Source organism: Streptomyces sp. AC627_RSS907 (assembly GCF_019049165.1).
Genome location: NZ_JAGMUE010000084.1, coordinates 26,559 through 53,486 on the forward strand (window position 1 = coordinate 26,559; position 26,928 = coordinate 53,486).

The 26,928-nt window shown below is 72.2% G+C and carries 23 protein-coding genes; 4 read left to right on the forward strand and 19 right to left on the reverse strand.

Features of this window, described 5'->3' with window-relative positions:
* Positions 1–14: 14 nt before the first annotated feature.
* The 16 genes from divIVA to rsmH form a co-directional block, all read right to left on the reverse strand.
* Complete coding sequence (divIVA, locus tag KUM32_RS19145) at positions 15–1,205, reverse strand: apical growth/hyphal branching protein DivIVA (protein ID WP_217143142.1); 1,191 nt, start codon at positions 1,203–1,205, stop codon at positions 15–17.
* Positions 1,206–1,260: 55 nt separating this feature from the next.
* Positions 1,261–1,545: a YggT family protein gene (locus KUM32_RS19150; protein ID WP_007448661.1), complete on the reverse strand. Its 285-nt coding sequence runs from the start codon at positions 1,543–1,545 to the stop codon at positions 1,261–1,263.
* 80 nt (positions 1,546–1,625) lie between these two features.
* Positions 1,626–2,267 carry a cell division protein SepF gene (locus KUM32_RS19155; protein ID WP_217143143.1) on the reverse strand — a complete coding sequence of 214 codons (642 nt, stop codon included), beginning with the start codon at positions 2,265–2,267 and terminating at the stop codon, positions 1,626–1,628.
* A 126-nt stretch (positions 2,268–2,393) separates the two neighbouring features.
* Positions 2,394–3,161 (reverse strand): YggS family pyridoxal phosphate enzyme, encoded by a 768-nt coding sequence (locus tag KUM32_RS19160; RefSeq protein ID WP_217143144.1) that lies wholly within the window; start codon positions 3,159–3,161, stop codon positions 2,394–2,396.
* A gap of 6 nt (positions 3,162–3,167) precedes the next feature.
* Positions 3,168–3,896 (reverse strand): peptidoglycan editing factor PgeF, encoded by a 729-nt coding sequence (pgeF, locus tag KUM32_RS19165; protein ID WP_217143145.1) that lies wholly within the window; start codon positions 3,894–3,896, stop codon positions 3,168–3,170.
* Positions 3,893–5,095: a cell division protein FtsZ gene (ftsZ, locus tag KUM32_RS19170; RefSeq protein WP_217143146.1), complete on the reverse strand. Its 1,203-nt coding sequence runs from the start codon at positions 5,093–5,095 to the stop codon at positions 3,893–3,895. Before ftsZ ends, pgeF begins: the two co-directional genes overlap by 4 nt.
* Positions 5,096–5,382: 287 nt before the next feature.
* Positions 5,383–6,177: a cell division protein FtsQ gene (ftsQ, locus tag KUM32_RS19175; RefSeq protein ID WP_217143147.1), complete on the reverse strand. Its 795-nt coding sequence runs from the start codon at positions 6,175–6,177 to the stop codon at positions 5,383–5,385.
* A gap of 25 nt (positions 6,178–6,202) precedes the next feature.
* On the reverse strand, positions 6,203–7,297 hold the full coding sequence (gene murG / locus KUM32_RS19180) for an undecaprenyldiphospho-muramoylpentapeptide beta-N-acetylglucosaminyltransferase (protein ID WP_217143148.1): 1,095 nt from the start codon (positions 7,295–7,297) through the stop codon (positions 6,203–6,205).
* Positions 7,298–7,303: 6 nt separating this feature from the next.
* Complete coding sequence (gene ftsW / locus KUM32_RS19185) at positions 7,304–8,674, reverse strand: putative lipid II flippase FtsW (protein WP_217143149.1); 1,371 nt, start codon at positions 8,672–8,674, stop codon at positions 7,304–7,306.
* A gap of 77 nt (positions 8,675–8,751) precedes the next feature.
* Positions 8,752–10,167 carry a UDP-N-acetylmuramoyl-L-alanine--D-glutamate ligase gene (gene murD, locus KUM32_RS19190; protein ID WP_217143195.1) on the reverse strand — a complete coding sequence of 472 codons (1,416 nt, stop codon included), beginning with the start codon at positions 10,165–10,167 and terminating at the stop codon, positions 8,752–8,754.
* An 11-nt stretch (positions 10,168–10,178) separates the two neighbouring features.
* On the reverse strand, positions 10,179–11,270 hold the full coding sequence (mraY, locus tag KUM32_RS19195) for a phospho-N-acetylmuramoyl-pentapeptide-transferase (protein WP_217143194.1): 1,092 nt from the start codon (positions 11,268–11,270) through the stop codon (positions 10,179–10,181).
* Positions 11,270–12,700 carry a UDP-N-acetylmuramoyl-tripeptide--D-alanyl-D-alanine ligase gene (gene murF / locus KUM32_RS19200; protein WP_217143150.1) on the reverse strand — a complete coding sequence of 477 codons (1,431 nt, stop codon included), beginning with the start codon at positions 12,698–12,700 and terminating at the stop codon, positions 11,270–11,272. Before murF ends, mraY begins: the two co-directional genes overlap by 1 nt.
* 28 nt (positions 12,701–12,728) lie before the next feature.
* Positions 12,729–14,249 carry a UDP-N-acetylmuramoyl-L-alanyl-D-glutamate--2,6-diaminopimelate ligase gene (locus tag KUM32_RS19205; RefSeq protein ID WP_217143151.1) on the reverse strand — a complete coding sequence of 507 codons (1,521 nt, stop codon included), beginning with the start codon at positions 14,247–14,249 and terminating at the stop codon, positions 12,729–12,731.
* Between the two features lie 248 nt (positions 14,250–14,497).
* Positions 14,498–16,462, reverse strand: a complete 1,965-nt coding sequence (locus tag KUM32_RS19210) for a penicillin-binding protein 2 (RefSeq protein WP_217143152.1) — start codon at positions 16,460–16,462, stop codon at positions 14,498–14,500.
* Positions 16,459–16,956: a septum formation initiator family protein gene (locus KUM32_RS19215; protein ID WP_217143153.1), complete on the reverse strand. Its 498-nt coding sequence runs from the start codon at positions 16,954–16,956 to the stop codon at positions 16,459–16,461. The genes KUM32_RS19210 and KUM32_RS19215 overlap by 4 nt, the downstream gene beginning before the upstream one ends.
* Positions 16,957–17,016: 60 nt before the next feature.
* A complete protein-coding gene (rsmH, locus tag KUM32_RS19220) occupies positions 17,017–17,973 on the reverse strand; it encodes a 16S rRNA (cytosine(1402)-N(4))-methyltransferase RsmH (protein WP_217143154.1) in 957 nt (318 codons plus the stop codon).
* Positions 17,974–18,395: 422 nt separating this feature from the next.
* Here rsmH and KUM32_RS19225 point away from each other — a divergent pair, with 422 nt between their 5' ends.
* The 4 genes from KUM32_RS19225 to KUM32_RS19240 all read left to right on the forward strand — a co-directional run bounded on the left by KUM32_RS19225 (position 18,396) and on the right by KUM32_RS19240 (position 24,245).
* Complete coding sequence (locus KUM32_RS19225) at positions 18,396–18,950, forward strand: carbonic anhydrase (RefSeq protein ID WP_254405806.1); 555 nt, start codon at positions 18,396–18,398, stop codon at positions 18,948–18,950.
* 279 nt (positions 18,951–19,229) lie between these two features.
* Entirely contained in the window at positions 19,230–20,267 is a 1,038-nt protein-coding gene (locus KUM32_RS19230) for a MoxR family ATPase (RefSeq protein WP_217143156.1), read from the forward strand.
* Positions 20,267–21,631, forward strand: a complete 1,365-nt coding sequence (locus KUM32_RS19235; RefSeq protein ID WP_217143157.1) for a DUF58 domain-containing protein — start codon at positions 20,267–20,269, stop codon at positions 21,629–21,631. The genes KUM32_RS19230 and KUM32_RS19235 overlap by 1 nt, the downstream gene beginning before the upstream one ends.
* Before the next feature lie 223 nt (positions 21,632–21,854).
* Positions 21,855–24,245, forward strand: coding sequence for a DUF3488 and transglutaminase-like domain-containing protein (locus KUM32_RS19240; RefSeq protein ID WP_217143158.1), 2,391 nt, complete (start codon positions 21,855–21,857; stop codon positions 24,243–24,245).
* A gap of 263 nt (positions 24,246–24,508) precedes the next feature.
* Here KUM32_RS19240 and KUM32_RS19245 read toward each other — a convergent pair whose 3' ends face one another.
* The 3 genes from KUM32_RS19245 to KUM32_RS19255 all read right to left on the reverse strand — a co-directional run bounded on the left by KUM32_RS19245 (position 24,509) and on the right by KUM32_RS19255 (position 26,854).
* The gene (locus tag KUM32_RS19245) at positions 24,509–24,916 is read right to left on the reverse strand and encodes a DUF3040 domain-containing protein (protein WP_217143159.1); all 408 of its coding nucleotides are present in this window, start codon (positions 24,914–24,916) and stop codon (positions 24,509–24,511) included.
* Positions 24,917–25,194: 278 nt separating this feature from the next.
* A complete protein-coding gene (locus tag KUM32_RS19250) occupies positions 25,195–26,022 on the reverse strand; it encodes a methyltransferase (RefSeq protein WP_217143160.1) in 828 nt (275 codons plus the stop codon).
* 202 nt (positions 26,023–26,224) lie between these two features.
* The gene (locus KUM32_RS19255) at positions 26,225–26,854 is read right to left on the reverse strand and encodes an SAV_6107 family HEPN domain-containing protein (RefSeq protein WP_217143161.1); all 630 of its coding nucleotides are present in this window, start codon (positions 26,852–26,854) and stop codon (positions 26,225–26,227) included.
* Positions 26,855–26,928: the final 74 nt, after the last annotated feature.

Below are 26,928 nucleotides of genomic sequence, written 5' to 3' on the forward strand. Positions count from 1 at the left end.
CCGTTCGTCACCCGTCAGTTGTCGTCCTCGTCGATCAGGAACCCTCGCATCGGCGAAGGCACCTGCCCCATCGGGGACGGGCCCTGCGGCCGCACCGGCGCCATCGGCTGGGTCATCGCCGGCGACATCTGCTGCTGGCCACCGTAGGACGGACCGGACTGACCCGGACCGCTGCCCATCGACTGATTGCCGCCGTACGACGGCGCGCTCGCGCCGGCCGGTGCCATGGAAGGCGCCGGGGACGGCGGCAGGGAGGCCGTCGCGGGCGTCCGCGGCGGGGCGAGCGAGTCGTCCGCCTGGGTCTCCAGCTGACGCAGCTGCGACTCCAGGTACGACTTCAGCCGCGTGCGGTACTCCCGCTCGAAGCCGCGCAGGTCCTCGACCTTGCGCTCCAGCGTGGCGCGAGCGGACTCCAGGGAGCCCATCGCGACGCGGTGCTTCTCCTGCGCGTCCCGCTCCAGGGCGTCCGCCTTGGCACGGGCGTCCCGCTCCAGACCCTCGGCACGCGAGCGCGCCTCGCCGACGATCTTGTTGGCCTCGGAACGGGCCTCGGCGATCGCCTGGTCGGCGGTCTGCTGGGCCAGCGACAGGACGCGGGCGGCACTGTCGCCACCGGGGCCGCCCTGACCGGGCATGCCGGGGCCACCAGGGCCGCCGGGCCCCTGCGGGCCGCCCATCGGGCCGGGACCCATCTGGCCCTGCATCGGGCCAGGGCCGCCCTGGCCCATCGGCCCCGGACCCTGGCCCATCGGGCCGGGACCCTGCGGGCCACCCTGTCCGCCGGGGCCGGCGGGCAGCTGCGGAGCACCGCTGGGCAGCTGGGGCGGACCACCCATGGGTCCACCCATCTGCTGCTGCGGCGGGCCCGATATGCCGGCGGGCACCGGAGCGCCGGGACCTCGCATGCCCTGCTGCGGCATACCCCCCTGCTGCGGCATGCCTCCCTGCTGGGGCGGGTGCTGCTGCTGATGCTGCTGCTGGTCCTGGGGCGGTTCCGGGGGCTTGCGCATGTTCTGCTGGTTCTGCGCAGCCGCGCGCGTCGCCGCCGCCAGTTTGGCGCGCAGGTCCTCGTTCTCGCGGAGCAGTCGGGTCAGTTCGGCTTCGACCTCGTCGAGGAAGGCATCGACCTCGTCCTCGTCATAGCCTTCTCGGAGGCGGACGGTCGTGAACTGCTTGTTCCGCACGTCCTCAGGGGTCAACGGCATCTCTTCACCTCAACGTTGTCGTCGGCATTCGGCAAGCCCGTATCTCTCTCATCGCTCACAGCCGGCTCACGATCGAGATCAGGATGTAGACGATGATCATCAGTACGAAGAAGGACAGGTCGAGCGCCACGCCCCCGAGACGCAGCGGCGGGATGAACCGCCGCAAAAGCTTCAGCGGTGGATCGGTGACAGTGTAGGTGGCCTCCAGAACGACCACCATCGCCTTGCCGGGTTGCCACGAGCGGGCGAACTGGAAGACGTAGTCCATGACCAACCGGAAGATGAGCACGATGAGGAAGCACATCAGCGCGATGTAGACGACATCCAGGACCACGCTCATGACCTGTGCTTCCCTCTCCCCTGAACCATCTCTCGGACCCGTTCTCGGGTCCGTGCTCTTGCTCTTGCCGGTGGTGCGTCTCAGCTCTGGTTGAAGAACCCGCCCTCTGCGATGCGGGCCTTGTCCTCCGCCGTGACATCGACGTTAGCAGGAGACAGCAGGAACACCTTCTGTGTCACCCGCTCGATACTGCCGTGAAGACCAAACACCAAACCTGCCGCAAAGTCGACAAGTCGCTTCGCATCTGTGTCATCCATCTCAGTGAGATTCATGATCACAGGCGTGCCCTCACGGAAGTGTTCCCCGATGGTACGGGCCTCGTTGTAGGTCCGGGGGTGAAGTGTGGTGATCCGGTAGGGCTCTCGTTCGGACACGACCTTGGGCATGATGACCGGTGCGCTCTTTTCCAGGCTTGCGCGTTCTTGTGTGATGGACGCCACGGGCGCGATGCGCGCCGGACGGCTCGATTCCGCCGCGAGCGAAGCGGAACGGGGCACCGGCTCGCGCTGTGCGGGCGGTTGTACGACTCGTACCTCTTCGTCCCTTTGGGGCTGATGCGAACCGTGGGACTGGTGCACCGGTTCGTGCCGCCGGTGGTCCCGCTCGGGCTCCGGATCCAGTTCGGGTTCGAAGTCGTCGTCGGGGTCGAACCCCCGGCCGTCGTACCCATCGTCCTCCACGAGGCCGAGGTAGACCGCCATCTTGCGCATCGCGCCGGCCATGCTCTGAGTCCTCCGCTCTGTGGTGGATCGGCTGACTGCCAAGTACCCGCGATCCACGAGGTCGTTGCGTCCGCCTTTCGGCGGTAATGACCATATTTTCTGCTGTGGTCCGACTTCTTGGCGACGTTACCCGAGCCTGGGGCGGACTCCGAGTACCGCAGTGCCGACGCGTACATGTGTCGCTCCGGCGGCCACGGCCTGCTCGAGGTCCGCACTCATCCCTGCGGAGACCATGTTCGCAGCCGGATGGGTTCGGCGCATGCGGGTCGACAAATCCATGACCCGCTCGAAGGCAGCCTGTTGACGTCCGGCGTACTCGCCGGTGAGCGGGGCGACGGTCATCAGTCCGTCGAGCCGCAGTCCCTCCGCCCCGGCGACGAGGTCGGCCAACTCTTCGATTCCCTCGGGCGGGACGCCACCGCGCCCACCCGCCTCCCGCCGCCGCCCGTCCAAGGAGCTTCCCTCTCCCCCTGATGCACGCCCGCTCTCCCCCGCGTCGAGCGCGACCTGGAGGAGGCAGCCCACCTCGCGCCCGGCCCGCACGGCCTCCTTCGACAGGGCCGTGACGAGCCTGGCCCGGTCGACGGACTGCACGACATCCGCGTAACCGACCACGGAACGCACTTTGTTGGTTTGCAACTGACCGACGAAATGCCACGAAAGCGGCAGATCCGAGCAGGCGGCGGCCTTGGGGGCCGCGTCCTGGTCGCGGTTCTCGGCGACATGCCGCACGCCGAGTTCGGAGAGAATGCGCACATCGTCCGCCGGGTAGGTCTTGGTGACCACGATGAGGGTCACCTCCTCGCGGTGGCGGCCCGCGGCCGCACAGGCGGCTGCGATGCGCTCCTCCACTTTCGCCAGATTCGCGGCGAGTTCCTGCTTACGGTCCGTCATGTCCCATCAGTCCAGCCAGACATAGCCCGCGAGCCGCCCGGTGGTGCGGTCGCGTCGGTACGAGAAGTGGTCCTTCGACTCCCGGGTGCACACCGGCGATTGCGCCCGGTCGCACACCCCGAGGCGCTCGAGCTGCGCGTGCACGCCGGCGCTCACGTCGACCGCCGGTGTGCCCCAGCTCGTCTCGGCGTACGCCGCCGGCTCGGTGCGGGCGACTTCGGCGCGCATCTCCTCCGGCACCTCATAACACCGGCCGCACACGGCGGGTCCCGTGCGGGCGACGATCCGGGAGGGATCCGCGCCGAGTCCGGCCATGGCCCGTACGGCGGCGGGGACGACCCCGGCGACCAGGCCGGGCCGGCCCGCGTGGGCCGCGGCGGCGACGCCGGCGACGGGGTCGGCCAGCAGGACGGGCACACAGTCGGCGGTGAGGACGGCGAGGGCGAGACCGCGTTCGGCGGTGACGACGGCGTCGACCCGCGGAACCGGCCGGTCCCCCCAGGGGCCGTCGACCACGGCGACGTCGGCGCCGTGCACCTGGTTCATCCAGGCCACCCGGGCCGGGTCCACGCCCAGCGACGTGGCCGCCAGTTCCCGGTTGACCGTGACGGCACCGGGGTCGTCACCGACCGCGCCCCCGAGATTGAGCTCCTCGTACGGAACGGCGCTCACTCCGCCCCACCGGTCGGTGAAGCCGAAGTGCGCGCCGCTCACGGTGTCGCGCTGTCCTATCACTTCAGGAAGTCCGGCACGTCCAGTTCCTCGGCCGCGCTGTCCGAGTAGGTCCGCGACGGCGGGATCGGCGGCGCGGAGACCGGGGGCAGGTCGCTCACCGGCTCCGGCGCGGGGGCCGGCTCCGGGTCCTCCTTCGGCTTGACGCTGCCGAGCGAGCCGAAGGACGGGCGGCTCTCGGTCTGCCGGGGCGGGGCGGGCTCCTCGCGCTTGGCCGAGGAGGAGCCGAGGACGTTGTCCCGCTTGGACGGGGGCTGGCCCCCGTCGAAGCCGGCCGCGATCACGGTGACCCGCACCTCGTCACCGAGGGCGTCGTCGATGACCGCGCCGAAGATGATGTTGGCCTCGGGGTGGGCGGCCTCGCTGACCAGCTGGGCGGCCTCGTTGATCTCGAACAGGCCGAGGTCGGAGCCGCCGGAGATGGACAGCAGCACGCCCCGGGCGCCGTCGATGGAGGCCTCCAGCAACGGCGAGGAGATCGCCATCTCGGCCGCGGCCACCGCGCGGTCGTCGCCGCGGGCCGAGCCGATGCCCATGAGGGCGGAACCGGCCTCGGACATGACCGACTTGACGTCGGCGAAGTCGAGGTTGATCAGGCCGGGGGTGGTGATGAGGTCGGTGATGCCCTGGACGCCGGAGAGCAGGACCTGGTCCGCCGACTTGAAGGCGTCCAGGACGGAGACCTGGCGGTCCGAGATGGACAGCAGCCGGTCGTTGGGGATGACGATGAGGGTGTCGACCTCTTCGCGGAGCTCGGCGATGCCGTCCTCGGCCTGGTTGGCGCGGCGCCGTCCCTCGAAGGTGAACGGGCGGGTGACCACGCCGATGGTGAGGGCGCCCAGTGAGCGGGCGATGTTGGCCACGACGGGCGCGCCGCCGGTGCCGGTGCCGCCGCCTTCACCGGCTGTCACGAAGACCATGTCGGCCCCCTTGAGGACCTCCTCGATCTCCTCGCGGTGGTCCTCGGCGGCCTTGCGGCCGACGGCCGGGTTGGCTCCGGCGCCGAGTCCGCGGGTGAGTTCGCGGCCGACGTCCAGCTTGACGTCGGCGTCGCTCATCAACAGAGCTTGCGCGTCGGTGTTGATGGCGATGAACTCGACGCCCTTGAGACCGACCTCGATCATCCGGTTGATGGCATTGACACCACCGCCGCCGACACCGATGACTTTGATGACTGCGAGGTAGTTCTGCGGTGCTGCCACGTCGAAGGCCTCTCGCCTCGAGTTACGTGTCGTCGAGCCGCCGGAGCACTGCTGCCCCGCGACCCGCCGACTGATGCCGAATGGGACGGTCCGTAGCGCCGACCCGAACCCTAACGCTGAAGTTTAGGGTTACCAGTGTGTCTGTTCCTTGGAGTCTTCTGAACAGGACACTAAGTCGACACGTGGCGCGCGTTCAACGAACACGCCGAACCTCCCGTTTTTCTTTTCACCCTATGTGATCAGCCGTAGCGCTGCCCAACCAGGGTGCTGGCCTGCGCGTATACCCGTCAACTCCCTGATGACGCCGGTGCGGTGGGAACACTCACGTCGAAGTGCCGCGCATCGGGCGTCGCTTTCATCAGCCCGGTGAGCGCGCGGGCTTTCCGCACCCCTTCCTCACCGCTCCCCCACGCCACGGTCCGGCCGCCGCCCAACTCCAGCGAGATGTCGTCGTAGGAACGGGCCTTGACGACCCGGGTCTCCCGGGCGACCGCGTCCGGGAGGCGGCCGGCCACCCGTACCGCCTCCCGCACCAGGCGGTCCTCCCCGAAGCGGCGCAGACTCGCCGCGGCCGAACCGGAACGGGTGGGCTCCAATTCCAGCTCGGGCACGCCTTTCGGAGCCCGGGAAACCGTGGCGAAACGGACGCCTTCATCGTCCACTTCCACGAACTTTCGGCCCTTTTGCACAAGCAGAACCGGCGTACGTTCCGTCAGTTTCAGTCCGATTCCATCCGGCCAGGAACGCTCCACGGTCACCTCGTCGATGCGGGGCAATTCCCGGCGGAGCCGCGCCTCGATCGCCCCGGTGTCGACGGACACCAGCGGGTCCCCGACGGGCACGTCGGCGGCCTCGCGGACCTGTGCGGGCGTCAGGACGCGGGTCCCCGAGACCGACACCCGGTCCACGCGCGTCCAGTTCGCACCGTAGAGCAGCCAGAGGGTTCCGCCCGCGACGAGCACGAGAGCGACCGCAAGGATGATGATCGTACGAAGTCTGGGCGGGCCGAACCGCCGCGCACGGGGCGGGCCGGACGACTCCTGCTGGCGTTCACCGCGCTCGGCGGTGGTCGGTCCGGCCACGCTCCCTGCCTCCCGTCATACGTGACTAGCGGCGCGCACGGGCGGCGATCGCCTCGTACACCATGCCGACGAGCAGGTCGTCGGCGTCCCGGCGGCCGAACTCGGCGGCGGCGCGGGACATCTCGTACAGCCGGTGCGGATCGGCGAGCACGGGCAGGACGTTGTTCTGCACCCACTCGGGCGTCAGGTCCGCGTCGTCGACCAGCAGTCCGCCGCCGGCCTTGACCACCGGCTGGGCGTTGAGCCGCTGTTCGCCGTTGCCGATGGGCAGCGGGACGTAGGCGGCGGGAAGCCCGACGGCGGAGAGCTCGGCGACGGTCATCGCGCCCGCGCGGCAGAGCATCATGTCGGCCGCGGCGTACGCGAGGTCCATCCGGTCCAGGTAACTTACCGGGATGTACGGGGGCATCCCCGGCATATGGTGAACCCGGGGCAGTTCGTTCTTGGGGCCGACCGCGTGCAGGATCTGGATGCCGGCCTGCTGCAGCCACGGCGCGACCTGCTGGACCACCTCGTTGAGCCGGCGGGCGCCCTGCGAGCCGCCGGAGACCAGCAGCGTCGGCAGGTTGGGGTCGAGCCCGAACATCGCGCGGGCCTCGGGACGCGCGGCGGCCCGGTCGAGCGTGGCCACGGCGCGGCGCAGCGGGATGCCGATGTAGCGGGAGTTGCGCAGCTTGCTGTCGGGGGTGGAGACGGCGACCTGCGCCGCGTACCGGGAGCCGATCTTGTTGGCCAGACCGGGGCGGGCGTTGGCCTCGTGCACGACGATGGGCACGCCGAGCCGCTTCGCCGCGAGGTACCCGGGCAGGGCGACGTACCCGCCGAAGCCGACCACGGCGTCCGCCTTGGTGCGTTCCAGGATCTGCTCGGTCGCCTTGATGGTGCCGCGCAGCCGGCCCGGGACGGTGATCAGCTCGGGGGTGGGCTTGCGCGGCAGCGGCACGGCCGGGATCAGCGCCAGTTCGTACCCGCGCTCGGGTACGAGGCGGGTCTCGAGGCCGCGTTCCGTGCCCAGGGCCGTGATCCCCACGGTCGGATCCTGCCTGCGCAGGGCGTCCGCGAGGGCGAGCGCGGGCTCGATGTGGCCCGCGGTTCCTCCGCCGGCGAGTACGACATGCACCGAAATTCACCGCTCTCCGGACGAGCGCGCCGCCGAGGCACGCCGTCGCATCGTGTTCCAACTCCGTGGGCTCCGCTTGGACCCGGTGCCCCCGGTTCCCCGCTTTCTACCAAAGCGAGGTTGCCGCAGCGCAAGCGCCGCCCGCGCACCGGGCTCGTCACGCGCGAAGGCGATCAGCAGACCGATGGCGAACATGGTCGGCAGCAGTGCGGACCCCCCGTAGGAGAACAGCGGGAGGGGGACGCCGGCGATCGGGAGCAGTCCGAGGACCGCGCCCATGTTGATCACGGCCTGGGCCGTGATCCAGGTGGTCACGCCTCCCGCGGCATACCTCACGAAGGGGTCCTCCGTGCGTCCGGCCACGCGGATACCCGCATAGCCTAGAGCCGCGAAGAGGGCGAGCACCGACAGTGTCCCCGCAAGGCCCAGTTCCTCACCGGTGACGGCGAAGATGAAGTCGGTGTGCGCCTCGGGGAGTTGGCCCCATTTCTCCACGCCGGCACCGAGCCCGGAACCGAACAGTCCGCCCGAGGCGAGGGCGTAGATGCCGTGCACGGCCTGCCAGCAGGAGTCGCCGGGGCCCGGGTCGGTGGCGCCGATGCAGTTGAGCCGGGCCATGCGGTTCTCGCTGGTCTTGATGAGGACGAAGCCGAGCAGCGCGGCGATCGAGAGCACGCCCGCGAACAGCCGGGTGGGGGCGCCCGCCAGCCACAGCAGTCCGAACAGGATCGCCGTCAGGATGATCGCGGTACCCATGTCGCCGCCGAGCATGATCAGCCCGAGCAGCATGAAGGCCGCCGGCACCAGGGGCACCAGCATGTGCTTCCACTGCGCCAGCAGCTTCTTGTCCTGCTTGCGGGCGAGCAGGTCCGCGCCCCACAGCACCAGGGCGAGCTTGCCGAACTCGCTGGGCTGGATCTGGAAGGAGCCGCCCAGGGCGATCCAGTTCTGGTTGCCGTTGACCGCCACTCCTATCCCCGGCACCTGCACGAGGATCATCAGGAAGACGGCGCCGGCGAGGATCGGGTAGGCCAGCGCGCGGTGCAGTTTCACCGGCATCTTCATGGCGGCCACCAGCAGACCGCCGCCGATCAGGGCGGCCAGGGCCTGTTTGCGGAAGAAGTACGACCCCGGCAGGGACAGCTGGAGCGCGGTGATCTGGGAGGCCGAGTAGACCATCACCAGGCCGAGCACGGTGATCAGCAGACTGCCGCCGAAGATCAGGTAGTACGCCGTCAGCGGCCGGTCCCAGGCGCGGCGCAGGCGCAGGTACAGGCCGAGCACGGGGTTGTCGTGCGGCGGCTTCGAGGCGGCGGGTCGCCCGACGGCCCGCTGAGCGGGCGGACGCCCGGTGCGGCTTCCAGGACTACCGGGCATCGCGGCCTCCGCTGTACGTCGGCATGGACCGTCCCACGCGTCCCTCCCGAAGTCGCCCGGCGCAGGAGGTGGCCGGGTCAGGCGCCGAGTTCGCGAACGGCCTGCGCGAACGCGTCACCGCGCTGGTTGTAGTTGGTGAACATGTCCATGGAGGCGCAGGCCGGGGCCAGCAGCACCGTGTCCCCGGGCCGGGCGAGCCGACGCGCCTCCTGGACGGCCTGGAGCATCGCCCCAGTGTCGGTCCGGTCCAGGTCGACGACGGGTACTTCCGGGGCGTGTCGCGCCAGGGCTTCGCGGATCAGGGCGCGGTCGGCGCCGATCAGCACCGCCCCGCGCAGGCGCTTCGCCGCTCCCGCGACCAGCTCGTCGAAGGTGGCGCCCTTCGCCAGCCCGCCCGCGATCCACACGATCGACTCGTAGGCCGCCAACGACGCCTCGGTGGCGTGGGTGTTGGTCGCCTTGGAGTCGTCCACGTACGCCACACCGTCCACGTCGGCGACGTGCGCGATGCGGTGGGCGTCCGGGGTGAAGGCCCGCAGCCCGTCCCGTACGGCGGCGGCGGAGACGCCGAAGGCACGGGCGAGGGCCGCCGCGGCAAGGGCGTTGGCGATGTTGTGCGGGGCCGGCGGGTCGACGTCGGACACCTCGGCGAGCTCCTGGGCGTTCTTCTGCCGGTTCTCCACGAAGGCGCGGTCGACCAGGATGCCTTCCACGACGCCGAGTTGGGAGGGGCCGGGGGTGCCCAGGGTGAAGCCGATGGCCCGGCAGCCCTCCTCCACGTCGGCCGCGCGGACCAGGTCCTCGGTCGACGGCTTGGCGGTGGCGTCGGCGTTGTAGACGCAGGCCACGCGATTGCCCTCGTAGATACGGCCCTTGTCGGCCGCGTAGGCCTCCATGGAGCCGTGCCAGTCGAGGTGGTCGGGGGCGAGGTTGAGCACGGCGGCCGAGTGGGCGCGCAGGGAGGGCGCCCAGTGGAGCTGGTAGCTGGACAGCTCCACGGCCAGGACGTCGTACTCCTCCTCGCCGGTGACCGTGTCCAGCAGCGAGACGCCGATGTTGCCGACGGCGGCGGTGCGCAGGCCCGCCGCCCTCAGGATCGACGCCAGCATCTGGACGGTGGTGGTCTTGCCGTTGGTGCCGGTGACCGCCAGCCAGGGCGCGGAGTCGGGCCGGCGCAGGCGCCAGGCCAGTTCGACGTCGCCCCAGACGGGGACACCGGCCTCGCGGGCCGCCGTGAACAGCGGCTTGTCCGGCTTCCAGCCGGGCGCGGTGACGATCAGCTCGGTGCCCTCGGGCAGGGTCGCCCCGTCGCCGAGGCGCACGGTGACGCCGAGCGCCTCCAGGTCCGCCGCCTGCGCCCGCGCGCGCTCGTCGTCGCCGTCGTTGACGACGGTCACGCGCGCGCCGAGGCCGTGCAGGACCTTGGCCGCCGGGACGCCGGAGACGCCGAGTCCGGCGACGGTGACGTGCTTGCCCTGGAAGTCGAAAGGCACCGAGGAGGAAGTCACTTGTCCGCTGCCCATCCCGCGTAGAAGAGGCCCAGTCCGACGATCACACAGATGCCCTGGATGATCCAGAAACGGACCACGACAAGGACCTCGGACCAGCCTTTGAGTTCGAAGTGGTGCTGGAGTGGCGCCATCCTGAAGACCCGCTTGCCGGTGAGGCGGAAGGATCCGACCTGGATGACCACGGACATGGTGATCAGGACGAACAGGCCGCCGAGGATGGCCATCAGCAGTTCGGTGCGCGAGCAGATCGCCAGACCCGCGAGCACACCGCCGAGCGCGAGCGAACCGGTGTCGCCCATGAAGATCTTGGCCGGCGAGGTGTTCCACCACAGGAAGCCGAGGCAGGCGCCCATCAGTGCGGAGGCCACCACCGCGAGGTCGAGGGGGTCCCTCACCTCGTAGCAGGCGCCCGGGTTGGTCAGGGTCTGCGCGTTGGCGCAGGACTCCTGGAACTGCCAGACGCCGATGAAGGTGTAGGCGCCGAAGACCAGGACGGAGGCGCCGGTGGCGAGGCCGTCCAGACCGTCGGTGAGGTTCACGCCGTTCGACATGGCGAGGATCATGAACAGCGCCCAGACCACGAACAGCACCGGGCCGATCGTCCAGCCGAAGTCGGTGATGAACGACAGCTTCGTGGACGCCGGGGTGTTGCCGCGGTTGTCCGCGAACTGCAGCGCCAGGACCGCGAAGGCGATGCCGACGATGAGCTGGCCGGCCATCTTCGCCTTGGCCCGCAGGCCCAGCGAACGACGCTTGACGATCTTGATGTAGTCGTCGAGGAAGCCGACCAGGCCCATGCCGACCATCAGGCCCAGCACCAGCAGGCCCGAGAAGGTCGGCCCCGCGTCGGCCTCCTCGTCCAGGTATCCGGTGATCATCTTGGCCAGGAAGTAGGCGATGACCGTCGCCAGGATGAAGGCGATACCGCCCATGGTCGGCGTACCGCGCTTGCTGGCGTGCTCGCGCGGGCCGTCGTCGCGGATGTACTGGCCGTATCCCTTGCGGGCCAGCAGCTTGATCAGCAGCGGGGTGCCGACCAGCGTCAGGAAGAGGCCGATGACTCCCGCGAACAGGATCTGCTTCATCATCGGGCGGCAACCTCACCCTCGGCGCCGGTCTCGAGCAGCGCCGCGGCGACACTCTCCAGACCCACCGAACGGGACGCCTTCACGAGTACGACGTCCCCCGGGCGCAACTCGCTGCGCAACAGGTCGACCGCCGCCTGTGCGTCGGACACGTGCACCGACTCCTCACCCCACGAACCCTCGTTGTATGCGCCCAGTTGCAGCCAGGAGGCTTCCCTGCCCCCGACCGCGACGAGCTTGCTGACGTTGAGCCGGACGGCGAGCCGTCCGACCGCGTCGTGCTCGGCGAGCGCCTCGTCCCCGAGCTCGGCCATCTTGCCGAGCACCGCCCACGTACGGCCCCCTTTCGCCCGTGAGGCTTCGCCCATGGCCGCCAGCGCGCGCAGCGCGGCCTTCATGGACTCGGGGTTCGCGTTGTAGGCGTCGTTGACGACCGTCACGCCGTCCGGGCGCTCGGTGACCTCCATCCGCCAGCGGGAGAGGGAGCCCGCCTCGGAGAGCGCGGTGGCGATCTCGTCTGCGGACATGCCCAACTCGTGGGCGACGGCGGCCGCGGCGAGCGCGTTCGACACGTGATGCTCACCGTACAGGCGCATGGTCACATCACTTGCACCGGAGGGTGTGTGAAGGCTGAAGGAAGGCTGTCCGCTGTCCGTGAGTCGCACGTTCTCGGCGCGAACGTCCGCTTCGTCGGACTCTCCGAAAAGGACCACCTTCGCCTTCGTACGGGAGGCCATGGCCCGTACGAGGGGGTCGTCCGCGTTGAGGATCGCGGTGCCGCCCTCCTCGGCCGACGGCAGCGCCTCGACGAGTTCGCCCTTGGCCTGGGCGATCTGCTCCCGGCCGCCGAACTCGCCGATGTGCGCGGAGCCCACGTTGAGGACGAGGCCGACCTTCGGCGGGGTCAGCCCCGCGAGGTACCGGATGTGGCCGATGCCGCGGGCGCCCATCTCCAGGACGAGGAACCTCGTCTCCTCGGTGGCGGTGAGCGCGGTGAGCGGCAGCCCGATCTCGTTGTTGAGGGAGCCGGGCGTGAACACCGTGGGCGCCTTGCGGCGCAGCACCTGGGCGATCAGGTCCTTGGTGCTGGTCTTGCCGGCGGACCCGGTGAGGGCCACGAGGGTGGCGCCGAGGCGCCGTACGACGTGCCGGGCGAGGGCGCCGAGGGCTGCCTGGACGTCGTCCACGACGATCGCGGGCACGCCGACGGGGCGGGAGCCGAGCACGGCCGCGGCACCCGCCTCGACGACCGCCGCGGCGAAGTCGTGGCCGTCCACCCGCTCGCCCACGAAGGCGACGAAGAGGCAGCCGGGCCCCGCTTCGCGGGAGTCCCGGACGACCGGTCCGGTTACCTGCGCGGACGCGTCCGGTATGTCGTGCATCCGCCCGCCGACGACTTCTGCGATCTCGGCGAGAGAGAGGGCGATCACAAGTTCATCCCCTGGATCATTCGGGATCTCATCCCTGGGTCTTCTGGATGGCTTCGCGCAGCACCTGGCGGTCGTCGAAGGGACGGACGACGCCGGCGATGTCCTGGCCCTGCTCGTGGCCCTTGCCCGCCACCAGCACGGTGTCGCCGGGCTCGGCCCGGGCGACGGCGGCGGCGATCGCGGCGGCCCGGTCCTCGAAGACCTGCACCTCGCCGCGCTCGTGCGCGGGCACGGACGCCGCGCCCTGGAGCATGGTGGCGAGGATCGCGAGGGGGTCCTCGGAGCGGGGGTTGTCGGAGGTCAGTACGGCGGTGTCGGCGAACCGGGCCACGGCGGCGCCCATCGGCTCCCGCTTGGTGGTGTCCCGGTCGCCACCGCACCCGAGCACGGCGTGCAGCCTGCCCTCGGTCACCTTGCGCAGGGCGCGCAGGACCGACTCGACGGCGTCGGTCTTGTGGGCGTAGTCGACGACGGCGAGGTAGGGCTGGCCCTCGTCCACGCGCTCCAGGCGGCCCGGCACACCGGGGACGGCCGCGACACCGTCGGCGGCGGCCTGCGGGTCGAGTCCGGCGGCGGCCAGGGAGACGATGGCGGCGAGGGTGTTCGCCACGTTGAACGGTCCGGCCAGCGGCGACCTGGCGGCGATCCGCTCGCCCTTCGGCCCGAGCACGGTGAACGTCGAGTCCAGCGGGCCGACCTCGACCGCTTCGGCACGCCAGTCGGCGTCCGGGTGGCCCTCGGCGGAGTAGGTGACGACCGGGACGGTGGCCTCGTTCGCGAGGCGGCGCCCGTACTCGTCGTCGACGTTGACCACGCCCAGTCTGCTGCGCTTCGGCGTGAAGAGCTGGGCCTTCGCCTGGAAGTAGTCCTCCATGCCGGAGTGGAACTCCATGTGCTCCGGGCTGAGATTGGTGAACACCGCGACGTCGAAGACGCAGGCGTCGACCCGGCCGAGCACCAGGGCGTGGCTGGAGACCTCCATGGCGACGGCCTCGGTGCCGCGCTCGCGCATCACCGCGAACAGGGCCTGGAGGTCGGTGGCCTCGGGCGTGGTGCGCTCCGACTTGATGCGCTCGTCGCCGATGCGCATCTCGACCGTGCCGATGAGTCCGGTGGACTTCGCCGTGCGCAGGCCGCCCTCGACGAGGTAGGCGGTGGTGGTCTTGCCGGAGGTGCCGGTGATGCCGATCTGGAGCAGGTCACGGCCGGGGTGGCCGTAGATCGTGGCCGCGAGCTCACCCATCCGAGCGCGCGGGTCGTCGACGACGAGCGCCGGCAGGCCGGTGGCGGCGGCGCGCTCCGCGCCGGCCGGGTCGGTCAGCACGGCGGTGGCGCCGAGACCGGCGGCCTGGGTGACGAAGTCGGCGCCGTGGGCGCGGGCCCCGGGGAGGGCGGCGTACAGGTCACCGGGGCGGACGGCGCGCGAGTCATGGGTGATGCCCGTGACCGTGGCGGAGCTGTCCGGGGCGGTGGCACCCAGCTGATCGGCGAGTTCCGCGAGGGGGGTGGCGGAGATCCGCACCGGCCTGGGCGGTCCCGGATATGTCACGGGGTGGCCCTTCTGGGTGGTTTGGGACTGATCAGGGTGTCGCACGGCGGTGAGCGTACCGGGCGTACCCGCTTCCGGGCCAAAGGAGGTCCCGCGCGCAGCGCGGTCCGGCGGGGGTGGCGGGGGCCGGCGGGCGGCCGAGGCCGGCGGACCGCTCTGGTTCCCGGGGTCGGGGGTGATCGTTGTCACGGGTGGTTCCTGGTGGCTCGGTACTGATGCGGTGCCGGCCCGGTACGGGCTCGGCGGGGTCAGGGTCTGAAGGTGACCGGGAGTCTCGCGGGGGCGGCCCCGGTCGGCGGGACCTGGAGGGTCTTGAGGGCGAATTCCATGACCTGCTTGTAGATGGGACCGCAGATCTGGCCGCCGAAGTAGCTGCCCGCGGTGGCGTTCTGGATGGCGCAGTAGACGGTGACGCGAGGCTTGTCGGCGGGCGCGAACCCGGCGAACGACGACGTGTAGCCGTGGTACTTGCCGGTGGCCGGATCCACCCGGTTGGCCGTGCCCGTCTTGCCCGCCACGCGATAGCCGGGGATCCGGGCCTTGGTGCCGGTGCCCTCCTCGTCGTCGACGACGGACTCCAGCATCTGCGAAAGGGTCTTCGCGGTCTTCTCGCTGATCACACGGGTCTTCTTGGGCTCGGGAGCCGGGGTGAAACGCCCGTCGTCCCCCTTGGTGCCGCGCACGAGCGTGGGTTCGACACGGACGCCGCCGTTGGCGATGGTCGAGTACACCGAGGCCGCCTGGAGCGCGTTCACGGAGACGCCCTGGCCGAAAGGAATGGTGTACTGCTGCGAGGTGGACCACTGGTCGGGCGGCGCGAGGATGCCCTTGGTCTCGCCGGGGAAGCCGAGGCCGCTGTAGCCGCCGAGGCCGAACTTGCGCAGGTAGGAGTAGAGGACCTGGTTGGCCTCCTGCTGCGTCCGGCCCAGCTGGCCGGTGGCCAGGATGGTGCCGATGTTGCTGGACTTGGCGAGCACGCCGTTGAGCGTGAGGTACCAGGTGGGGTGGTCGACGTCGTCCTTGAAGAGCCGGTCGCCGCGGTGCAGCCGGTTGGGGACGGTGACGTGCGTCCCCGGAGTGGCGGCGTTCTCCTCCAGCACGGCGGCCATCGACATGACCTTGGCGGTGGAGCCGGGCTCGAAGGCGTCCTGGAGGGCGGCGTTGCCCAGCGCCTTCGGGTCGGCGTGGGCGAGGTCGCCCGGGTCGAAGCCGGGCGAGTTGGCCATGGCGAGGATCTCGCCGGTGGCCGTGTCCTGGACGATGACGTAGCCGCCGTCGGCCTTGGACTTCTCCACCTGCTCGCTGATGGCGTCCTGCGCGGCCCACTGGATGTCGCGGTCGATGGTGAGTTCGACGTCGCTGCCGGGCACGGCGGGCGTCTCGGTGGCGCCGGCGGTGGGCACCTGACGGCCGCCGGACTGCGCGTAGCGGATCTTGCCGTCCTCGCCGGCCAGCGTCTCGTCCAGCTTCCGTTCGAGGCCGCCGCCGCCCTTGCCGTCGGCGCCGACCCAGCCGAGGATGCCGGCGGCGAGGTCGCCGCCCGGGTACACGCGCTTGCTGCTGGGGTCGGCGAAGACTCCCGCGAGGACGTTGACCGCGGACTTGTCCGTCTCCGTCTTCTTGGTGAGCGCGGTCTTCAGGTCCTTGATCTGGTTCCAGACCTGCGGGGTCTGCCGGCGGGCGAGGCGGACGTAGCGCAGCTTGCTGTTCTTCGGGCGGAGCCGGTCGACCAGCTCCTCCTGGTCCTCGCCGAGGATCGGCGCGAGGAGCGCCGCCGCCTGCTCGGGCCCGTCGCCGACCTTCAGCTGCTCCCGGGTGAACATCGTGGGGTCGGCCGTGATGTCGTAGGCGTCCACGGTGGACGCGAGGGCCACGCCGTTGCGGTCGGTGATCCCGCCGCGCTCGGCGGGCAGCGTGTGGACGACGTAGCGGTTCTGCTCCGCCTTGGCGGCGTACGTGTCCGCGTCGACGGCCTGGACCTGGAGGAGCCGTACGACGAAGGCGGAGAGCACCAGGGTCAGCGCCAGGCCGATCATGCGCAGCCGCGGGCGGGGGCTGCCCAGCCGGATGGGGTTCGCGGCCGGCCGGGACGGGCGCGGTCGGCGGGCGGGCCGGGGGCCGGGCTGTGGCTGCCGCCGCCCGCCGGGGCGGACGGGCCTCGCGGGTCCGGGTACGCGGCGGCGCGGCGGTTCCCTGTCGGACACTTCCGTCACCTGCCGGGGGTCGGGGTCGGCACTGTGGGCGTGGAGCCGGGCGGCCAGGCGCCGGGGGACCTGGCGGGAAGAGCGCTGTCGGCCGAGGCGGTCAGCGCCTCGGGGGCGAGGACCAGCGGGGCCGCCGCGGCGGTCGCCGGGCCGGGCGAGCCCTTGACGGTGCCGTCCGGCGAGAGGAAGGCGGGATCACCGCCGGGCACCATACCCAGCTCCTGGGCGCGGCGCTGGAGGGCCCGTGGGGCGGAGTAGGCGTCGATGTCCCGCTGGAGGGCCTGTTCCTCGTCGGTGAGCTCCTTCGTCTCCCGCCTCAGGTCGTCCAGCTGGAACGAGCCCTCGCTCAGGGCGGAGTTCAGCACCAGGAGCCCGATGAGGCCGCCGCCGAGGAGGACCACCACGAGGAGCACGAAAGGGGCCCGGGCCGCCTGTCCGCCGCCCGGCGGGAGAAGCTGGGCGAGCCGGGCCGCCCTGCCCTTCAGCTCGGGTTTCCTACGCACGCGCCCTCCCCTCGGCCCGGGTGGACCGTCCGCACCCGCGCCTGCCCGGTCTCATTGGCCTCACCCGATGGACTCCCTGATGCGCTGGGCCCCGCGCAGCCGTGCCGGGGCCGCCCGCCGGTTCTCGGCGATCTCCTCCTCGGTGGGAAGTTCGGCACCGCGGGTGAGCAGCTTGAGCCGGGGCGCGTAACGCTCGGGGACCACCGGCAGTCCGGGCGGCGCGGTGTTGGCCGCGCCCGCCGCGAACACCTGCTTGACCAGCCGGTCCTCCAGGGAGTGGTACGACAGCACGGCGATCCGTCCGCCCACGTCGAGGGCCTCGACGGCGGCCGGGATCGCCCGCTCCAGGACGGACAGCTCCCCGTTGACCTCGATGCGCAGGGCCTGGAACGTGCGCTTGGCCGGATTGCCGCCGGTGCGCTTGGCGGCCTGCGGCAGCGCGGCCCGGATCAGCTCCACGAGCCGGGCGCTGTTGGTGAACGGCTCCTTCTCGCGCTCCCGCACGATCGCGGACACGATCCGCTTGGCCTGCTTCTCCTCGCCGTACGCCCGCAGGATGCGGACGAGTTCGCCCGGCGGGTAGGTGTTGAGGACCTCGGCGGCGCTCATGCCGGTCGTCTGGTCCATGCGCATGTCGAGCGGGGCGTCCTGGGCGTAGGCGAAGCCGCGGTCCGCCTCGTCGAGCTGCATGGAGGAGACACCGAGGTCGAACAGCACGCCCTGGACGCGCGGGACGCCGAGCCGGTCGAGCACGTCGGGCAGCTCGTCGTAGACGGCGTGCACCAGGGTGGCGCGCTCCCCGTACGGGGCGAGCCGCTCGCCGGACAGGCGCAGGGCCTCCTTGTCCCGGTCGAGGGCGACGAGCCGGGCCTCGGGGAAGCGTTCGAGCAGCGCCTCGCTGTGCCCGCCGAGTCCCAGCGTGCAGTCGACCACCACGGCCCCCGGCTCCTGGAGCGCGGGCGCCAGCAGGTCCAGACACCGCTGGAGCATCACCGGGACGTGTCGACTCTGGCTCAAGTGAGGCGGCCTCTCAGGTCCGGCACGGCGTCCCGCACCGCCGGGTCCCCTCCCGCTCGCTCGTGAAGGGGAGGCCTGCCGGCGCCAAAAGCGTCGGCCGGCCGGGAGCGGGAGGAGGCCGAGCCGTACGTACGCGCCGCGCACGTGGGGAGATCTGGCGGGACGTCGTCCAGTTCTCCGGGGAATTCAGTCCAGCAGGGAGACCCTCGCCTCCCGCTTCGCGTCACTTTAGTCCACCGTGTCGCCCGGTCAATCAACCGGCCTGCGCGTCGCGGGCCCCGGCGCCCGCGAACCGGTGCCGCGCGGCTTTTCACCCGTACGGACGCGCTCGCACGGCCCTGTGGGGTGGCTCACACCACGCCTTGATGACGTTCTTTGTCCCGCTTCACAGCGGGCCACGGCCGGGGACGGCCAGTAACGTCATGGCTATGACGACTTCCGCATCGGTTCCCGCCGGCTCCGAATCCGCCATAGTCGAAGACCCCACCGTCACCGACCGACTCGTCGAGGCGAACGCGCGCTACGCCGCCGCGTTCACCGATCCCGGGATGGACGCCCGCCCCGTCCAGCGCGTCGCCGTCGTGGCCTGCATGGACGCGCGACTCGACCTGCACGCCGCGCTCGGCCTCGAGCTCGGCGACTGCCACACCATCCGCAACGCGGGCGGCGTCGTCACCGACGACGTGATCCGCTCCCTCACCATCAGCCAGCGGGCGCTCGGCACCCGCAGCGTGGTCCTCATCCACCACACCGGTTGCGGCATGGAGTCCCTCACCGAGGAGTTCCGGCACGACCTGGAGCTGGAGGTCGGCCAGCGTCCGGCCTGGGCGGTCGAGTCCTTCCGGGACGTCGACCAGGACGTGCGGCAGTCGATCGCGCGGGTGCGCACCTCGCCGTTCCTGCTGCACACCGAGGACGTGCGCGGTTTCGTCTTCGACGTGAGGACGGGCCTGCTGCGCGAGGTCGCCCCCGCCTGAACCCGTCCGACCCCGCCGGCCGTCCCGGCGGAGGGGCCGGCGCGCACCGCCGCGCAAACACCGCAAAAGCCGTAATCCCTGCCATGTCGCGGCCAGTTGTCCACAGGCGAGTGACACGAATCGGTAACGGCAGCAAGAATGCGGGAGGGGATGTCGTGCGGAGCTTCTTCCGCACGGTGTCCGTGATTCGGGACGGGCCGTCCACGGTGGGGGCCCGCCCGGCAAGTTGGGGTAACCCCCGCTTCCGAGGAAGCGCGGGGAAAGGCCGAGGAGGGCCGGGTGACGACCTATGACGATCGAGCGAGCCTCACAGACCTGACCGCGGTGGTCGAGCGCGTGCGCGGTTCGGTGGAGGACGTGATCGAGGGCAAGCCCGAGGTCGTACGGCTCTCCCTGACCGTCCTGCTCGCCGAGGGACACCTGCTGATCGAGGACGTCCCGGGAGTCGGCAAGACCATGCTGGCCAAGGCGCTGGCGCGGTCCATCGACTGTTCCGTGCGCCGGATCCAGTTCACGCCGGACCTGCTGCCCTCGGACATCACGGGTGTGTCCATCTGGGACCAGCAGCGCCGGGACTTCGAGTTCAAGCCCGGCGCGATCTTCGCGCAGGTGGTGATCGGCGACGAGATCAACCGCGCCTCGCCGAAGACCCAGTCCGCGCTGCTGGAGTCCATGGAGGAGCGCCAGGTCACCATCGACGGCCAGACCTACGAGCTGCCCAGCCCCTTCATGGTGGTGGCGACGCAGAACCCGGTCGAGATGGAGGGCACCTACCCGCTGCCGGAGGCCCAGCGCGACCGCTTCATGGCCCGGGTCTCCATCGGCTACCCCAGCCCGGACGCCGAGCTGCGGATGCTGGACGTGCACGGCGGGGTGAACCCGCTGGACGACCTGCAGCCGGTGGCGCACGCGCACGAGATCCTCAAGCTGATCGAGGCGGTCCGGGGCGTGCACGTCGCGGAGCCGGTCCGGCGGTACGCCGTGGACCTGGTCGCCGCCACGCGCACCCACCCGGACCTCAGACTCGGCGCCTCACCGCGCGCCACGCTCCATCTGCTGCGCGCCGCGAAGGCGTCCGCCGCCCTCAGCGGCCGGGACTACGCGCTGCCGGACGACGTGCAGGCCCTCGCGGTCGCCGTCCTGGCCCACCGCCTGCTGCCCACCGCCCAGGCCCAGCTCAACCGCCGCTCCGCCGAGCAGGTCGTCCAGGAGATCCTGCAGCGCACCCCGGTGCCCGCGGCGCCCCAGCAGCAGACGGGCTTCGGCATGGGCCGCGGCACGTCGGCGTACGACCAGCAACCGCCGCGGAGGCTGTGATGGACACCGGGGGGACGGACCGGCCGGAGGGCGACCGGGGCGAGACCGGAGGCATCCGCACCGCCCTGACCGGTCTGACCACCCGCGGGCGCTCCTTCCTGGCCGCAGGCGTCGCGGCCGCGGTGTGCGCGTACGTCCTCGGGCAGAGCGACCTGCTGCGCGTCGGGCTGCTGCTGGTCGTGCTGCCCCTGGTGTGCGCGACCGTGCTCTACCGCACGCGCTACCGGGTCGCGGGCAGCCGCAGGCTCTCCCCCGGGCGCGTCCCCGCGGGCAGCGAGGCCCGGGTCCACCTGCGCATCGACAACGTCTCGCGGCTGCCCACCGGTCTGCTGATGCTCCAGGACCGGGTGCCCTACGTGCTCGGACCGCGCCCCCGCTTCGTGCTCGACCGGGTGGAGCCGGGCGGCCTGCGCGAGGTGTCCTACCGGGTCCGGTCGGACCTGCGCGGTCGCTATCCGCTGGGCCCGCTCCAGCTGCGCCTGTCCGACCCGTTCGGGCTGTGCGAGCTGACCCGGTCCTTCTCGACGTACGACACCCTGACCGTGATCCCGCGCGTGGAGGCGCTGCCGCCGGTGCGGCTGAGCGGGGAGGCGAAGGGGTACGGCGAGGGCCGGCAGCGCTCGCTCGCGCTGGCCGGCGACGACGACGTCATCCCGCGCGGGTACCGGTACGGCGACGACCTGCGCCGTGTGCACTGGCGCTCCACCGCCCGCCACGGCGAGCTGATGGTGCGCCGTGAGGAGCAGCCGCAGCGCGCCCGCTGCACGGTACTCCTGGACACCCGGGGCCCGGCCTTCGAGGGCGCGGGCCCCGACTCGGCGTTCGAGTGGGCGGTGTCGGGCGCGGCGTCCGTGCTGGTGCACATGCTGGAGCGGGGCTTCTCCGTCCGGCTGCTCACGGACACCGGCGACTCGGTGCCCGGCGAGGGGGCCGACGGCTTCGCGGGCGCGAGCCAGGGCACGGCCGACGCGGCCGGGCTGATGATGGACACCCTCGCGGTGATCGACCACTCCGACGGTACGAGCCTGTCCCGGGCGTACGACGTGCTGCGCGGCGGGAACGAGGGGCTGCTGGTGGCGTTCTTCGGCGACCTGGACGAGGAGCAGGCGGCGGTGGCCGCCAAGATGCGGCACCGCAGCGGCGGCGCCGTCGCCTTCGTGCTGGACGGTGAGAGCTGGGCACGGGAACCGGCCGGCGTGTCCGGGGCGTCGGGCGGGGGCGAGGATCGGCTGCGGACGCTGCGCGAGGCGGGCTGGACCGCCGTGCGGGTTCCGCCCGGAGCCGGCCTGGAGGAGCTGTGGCGACTGGCGGACCGCGAGCGCACCGGCCTGACACCGGCGAGCGGCGGGGAGGGCCCCCGATGAACGGCCGCCGACCGGCGGGCCCGACGCCGCACGCCCGGCCCCCCGCACCCCGGCAGCACCACCCCCGCGACGGCGAACGGCCGGAGGGACACGCGATGAGCCGACCGGCGCGACCGACACCGCACCCCCGGCCCCCCGCACCCCGGCAGCACCGGCACCACCGGCCACAGACCCACCACGCACACACCGCCCCCTCGACGACGAACGGCCGGAGGGACACGCGATGAGCGGACGGGTGCGAATGGCGTTGTGCGCGTGGGCGGCCACACTCGCGGCGGCGTGCTCCCTGCTGCCCCTGGTCGATCCGGCCACCTGGATCCTGCAGGCCGCGTTCCTGCTGGCGGTCCAGTCCGGGGTGGGCGCGGCGGCCCGCCGGGTGCCGCTCGCCCGGCCGCTGACCGTCGCCGCGCAGGCCGTGGTCGGGCTGTTGCTGCTGACCCTGGTCTTCACCCGGCAGCAGGCACTCGGCGGGCTGATCCCCGGTCCGCAGGCCTTCCAGCACTTCGCCGAGCTGCTCCGGCAGGGCGGCGACGACATCGCGCGGTACGCGATCCCCGCGCCGCTGGAGTCCGACGGCATCCGGCTGATGCTGGTCGGCGGTGTGCTGGTGATCGGGCTGCTGGTGGACACCCTCGCGGTGACCTTCCGCAGCGCCGCCCCGGCCGGGCTCCCGCTGCTCGCGCTGTACTCGGTGGCCGCGGGACTGTCCGAGGGCGGAGCCGACTGGCTGTGGTTCCTGGTCGCCGCGGCCGGCTATCTGACGCTCCTCCTGGCCGAGGGGCGTGACCGGCTCTCGCAGTGGGGCCGGGTCTTCGGCGGCGTGCCGCGTACCCCGGGCGGGAACCAGGGCGGCGCGGTCGCTCCGGTCCGTACCGGCCGGCGCATCGGCGCGTTCGCGCTGGGGGTCGCCCTGGTGGTGCCGCTGGCCCTGCCCGCGATGGACGGCGGGCTGCTGGACGGCGCCAAGACGGGCGTCGGCTCCGGTGACGGGGGCGGCGGCACGATCTCCGCGGTGAACCCGCTGGTGTCCCTGCGCGACAGCCTCAACGTCGACGAGGACCGCCAGGTCCTGTCCGTCAGGACCGACACGGGCGACCTCTCCGACCTGTACCTGCGCATCGTGTCCCTGGACGACTTCGACGGCACCACCTGGAAGCCGTCCAAGCGGCGGATCACCGCCGTGCCGGAGGGCACGCTTCCCACACCGACCGGTCTCGGCCCCGACATCAAGCGCACGGAGATCCGGACCTCCATCTCGGCCGCGGACTGGTACGCCCAGGACTGGCTGCCGATGCCGTACCCGCCCAGCGGCGTGCGGGTCCCGGGGAACTGGCGCTACGAACCCGTCGGCATGACCCTGGTCGGCGACCACGGCCAGAACACGCGCGGGCTGACGTACCAGGTGCGGAGCCTGCACGTGCAGCCGACCGGCGACCAGCTCGCCGCGGCACCGCAGCCGGCGGCGGCCTTGACGCGGGAGTACACCGAACTGCCGGACTCGCTGCCCGAGGTCGTCTCCCGGACCGCGCGGGAGGTCACCGCCGGCGCGGCGAACCCCTACGAGCAGGCGGTCAGGCTCCAGGAGTACTTCGCGATCACCGGCGGTTTCGAGTACGACACCCAGGTCGACGTCGGCAGCGGCTCGGACGGGATCGCCCGCTTCCTCAAGGACAAACAGGGCTTCTGCGTCCACTTCTCCTTCGCGATGGCCGCGATGGCCCGTTCCCTGGACATACCGGCCAGGGTCGCGGTGGGCTTCGCGCCGGGTTCCCCGCAGGCGGACGGCTCGGTGGCGGTGGGACTGCGGGACGCGCACGCCTGGCCCGAGGTGTACTTCGAAGGCGTGGGCTGGACCCGCTTCGAGCCGACGCCGACGCGTGGCTCGACCCCGTCGTACACCCTGTCGGACACGCCGGGCAGTACGGTGCCGGACCCCGCCCTGCCGTCCCGGAACGCACAGCCGGAGCCGTCGGCGGCCCCCTCGACGAGCGAGAGCTGCACGGCCCAGGACAAGAAGCTGGACGCCTGCGGGACCGAGTCGGCCGCCGCCGTACCGGTCACCGGTGGCGACGGGCCGACGTGGTACACGGCACTGGCCTGGGCCCTGGGCGGGCTCGCCCTGCTGCTGATACCGCTCGCGCCGATGCTGTGGCGGCTGCGCACCCGTGCGGTGCGGCTGGGAGCGCACGGCCGCACCGAGGCGGACGCGGTGCCGCACACGCTGGCGGTCTGGCAGGAGCTGACGGACACGGCGTGGGACTTCGGGATCCCGCCGGAGGAGTCACGGACTCCGCGCAGGTCGGCGGCCCGGATCGTCCGGCTCGGGCGTCTCGACCCGACGGCCGCGGCGGCGGTGCACCGGGTGGCGGACGCCGTGGAGCAGGTTCTCTACGCACCCCGGCCCCGGCCGACGGCGGGGCTCACGGAGGACGTCCACCGGGCGAGCGCCGGTCTGCGTGCCACGGCCGGCCGCGGTGCGCGGCTGCGTGCGCTGTTCGCCCCGCGTTCCAGCGTACGGGCGGCCTGGGCGGTGTCGGCCCGGTGGGCGGCGCTGAAGCGGCGGGCGGCGGCTGTCCGGCCGACACTGCGGAAGGCGTCGGGGCAGCAGGGCTGAGTCCGGCCCGGTGGCCGGCCGGCCACCGGGCTCCGAGTGGGGGCGGCGGGCCGCCTCGTCCTCGTCCCGCCGACGGCCCCCCTCTCATGGGGGCCGTCCCACGGGGCAGCGTCCGCCGGATCACGTCCCTGGCCCGGTTTGGTCCCCGCCCCGGTCTCCCGGACACGGACGGCATACATGCGGGGTGGCACACGTGAGGGGTGACCACCGATTCGGTGGTCACCCCTCACGCAGATGTCCTGGTGGGCGGTTGCCCAGGGCTGCTACCCGCCCTGCTGCTCGTCCCGGCGCCGCTGCCAGCGCTCGTCGATGCGGTCCATCATGGAGCGGCGCTGATGGCGCCCTTGCCCGCGAGCCTGCGGTCCGGCACCGGCTCCCGGCACGGGTTGCTCACCCGGTTTGGGCGCCTTACGCCATCCGGTCACGGCGAGGACCGCACAGCCCAGCATGACGAGGAAACCCACCACACTGAGCCAGACCTGCTGGGCGACCATACCGGCCATGAGGAGCGCAATACCTGCGAGGAAGCCCGCGACCGCCTGGTAGACCCGTCGCCGGGTGTACGTACGCAGCCCGCTTCCCTCGAGCGCTGTCGCGAACTTGGGATCTTCGGCGTACAGCGCTCGCTCCATTTGCTCGAGCATGCGCTGCTCGTGCTCCGAGAGCGGCACGGAGTCCTCCTCATCGTGCAGTCGCCGGGGCGACCCGGGGGGGTCCCTTCAGGATAGGCAGGGAATCGCCCCCGTGAAACCCGCCCCTCTACGCCAATTGGCCAACCGGTTTCCGTCATGGCCGCGCCGGCTCGCTGAAGTTCCCATTCCCCAGCGGCCGACCCGTCATGCCGGGCGGTCTCCCTCGATCATACGGCGACTGGCCCCCGTTCGGGTGGCCTGTGGCGTACTCCATCTGCAGTCCCGCACCTGATCAGCGCCGTACCCCACCGGGTGACTCAGACCTCGTGGGTCCCCCGCGTCTCACCGAGCACGTGAAGCTGCGTGGCCACGGCGTGAAAAGCCGGGCGTTCGGCCGCCGCGGCCTCCAGCTCCAGGAGGGCGTCCATGGCGCCGGGCTCGGTGTCCACCAGGACACCCGGGACGAGGTCGGCGAAGATCCGTACACCGTGCACGGCACCGACCTGGAGTCCCGCGGCCTCGACCAGCGCGGTGAGCTGCTCGGCGGTGAACCGGCGCGGCACGGGGTCGCCGGTGCCCCAGCGGCCGTCGGGGTCGTCGAGGGCCTGCCGCGCCTCCCCGAAGTGGCCGGCGAGGGCGCGCGCGAGCACGGCACCGCCCAGTCCGGCGGCGAGCAGGCTGAGGACGCCCTCGGCGCGCAGGGCGGCCACCACGTTGCGGACGCCCTCCGCCGGGTCGTCCACGTACTCCAGGACGCCGTGGCAGAGCACCGCGTCGTAGCCGCCGCGCTCGACCACGTCGAAGAGGCCGCGGGCGTCGCCCTGCACACCTCGTACGCGGTCGGCGACGTCGGCCTCGGCGGCGCGGCGCTCCAGGGCGAACAGGGCGTTGGGGCTCGGGTCGACGACGGTGACGCGGTGGCCGAGGCGGGCCACGGGCACCGCGAAGTTGCCGCTGCCGCCCCCGGTGTCCAGGACGTCCAGCACCTGGCGGCCCGTGGCCTTGACCCGGCGGTCGAGGGCGTCCTGGAGGACGTCCCAGACCACTGCGGTACGAAGGGCGGCGCGGGACCGGGAGGGATCGGGGCGCAGCGACGTCGTCCGGGAGCGGTGGGGGGAGACGGGCGGGCGCATCGGGTCCGACACGGCAGTTGACTCCTCGGCGCGGCACCGCCTCGGGCACGGGCGGAGCGAACGGGCTGCCGCCCCGGCCCGGGTGCGGGAAGGGGCAGGCTTCAGGCGCCTCCCACCCTATTGCCTCCGGTGCGGTCAGCGGGCACCCCGTGCCACCGCCCCGGCGGCGCCCGGCGGGGCGCGTGCGCGACGTACTCGGCCCGCGTCCGGAAGGTCACGGCCCGTGAGCCCACCGCCCGGCGGCGTCGGAACGGTCCGTGCCGCGGCGGCCCGCGTCGGGGCGGTCCGTGCCGCGGCGATCCGGGGCGGGGCGGTCGGTGTCGTGGTGGTCCGCGTCGGGGCGGGGCTGGGGCAGCACCGGCTGGAGGACCAGCATCCGCTCCACGATGCGCAGGAACATCGCCACGTCGCGTATCAGGTCGTCGGCGTCCCGGCTGCCCGCCGCGCCCTGGATACCCGCCTCGGCCCGGGCCCGACGCCGGGCGCCGGAGGCGAAGAGCGCGCTCCAGTCGGAGAGCTCGGGCGCGATCTCCGGGAGCACGTCCCAGGCGCTGCGGATGCGGGCCCGGGCCCGGGGGGTGGTCTCGGGCCGGCCGCGTGCGGCGAGCACCGCGGCGGCGGTGCGCAGGGCCGCGAGGTGGGCCGTCGCGTACCGCTCGTTCGGCGATTGCAGAGCGGTGGCCTCCTCCAGCCCGGCCCGGGCCTGGGCGAGCAGGTCGAGGGCGGCGGGCGGGGCGGTCGTCCGGCGGAGCACGGGGTGCACGTCGCTCGCCGGGCCGGTCAGTGAGGGGGCAGGGCCGGATGCGCTACGCCGCCGGGCGGCGGCTGCGGACGAGTGGGCCATGACGAACCTCCTGTCGTCTCCGTGACGGCACGCCCGGTGACGAGGTGCCGTATGTGCCCATCGTGAGGTATGCC

Bases quoted from the DNA above. Each gene is read 5' to 3' on its own strand.
- KUM32_RS19155 (WP_217143143.1), bottom strand. From the start codon at position 2,267: ATGGCCGGCGCGATGCGCAAGATGGCGGTCTACCTCGGCCTCGTGGAG.
- KUM32_RS19255 (WP_217143161.1), bottom strand. From the start codon at position 26,854: ATGGCCCACTCGTCCGCAGCCGCCGCCCGGCGGCGTAGCGCATCCGGC.
- KUM32_RS19235 (WP_217143157.1), top strand. From the start codon at position 20,267: ATGGACACCGGGGGGACGGACCGGCCGGAGGGCGACCGGGGCGAGACC.
- KUM32_RS19150 (WP_007448661.1), bottom strand. From the start codon at position 1,545: ATGAGCGTGGTCCTGGATGTCGTCTACATCGCGCTGATGTGCTTCCTC.
- KUM32_RS19225 (WP_254405806.1), top strand. From the start codon at position 18,396: ATGGCTATGACGACTTCCGCATCGGTTCCCGCCGGCTCCGAATCCGCC.
- KUM32_RS19240 (WP_217143158.1), top strand. From the start codon at position 21,855: ATGAGCGGACGGGTGCGAATGGCGTTGTGCGCGTGGGCGGCCACACTC.
- KUM32_RS19160 (WP_217143144.1), bottom strand. From the start codon at position 3,161: ATGACGGACCGTAAGCAGGAACTCGCCGCGAATCTGGCGAAAGTGGAG.
- divIVA (WP_217143142.1), bottom strand. From the start codon at position 1,205: ATGCCGTTGACCCCTGAGGACGTGCGGAACAAGCAGTTCACGACCGTC.
- mraY (WP_217143194.1), bottom strand. From the start codon at position 11,270: ATGAAGCAGATCCTGTTCGCGGGAGTCATCGGCCTCTTCCTGACGCTG.
- ftsW (WP_217143149.1), bottom strand. From the start codon at position 8,674: ATGCCCGGTAGTCCTGGAAGCCGCACCGGGCGTCCGCCCGCTCAGCGG.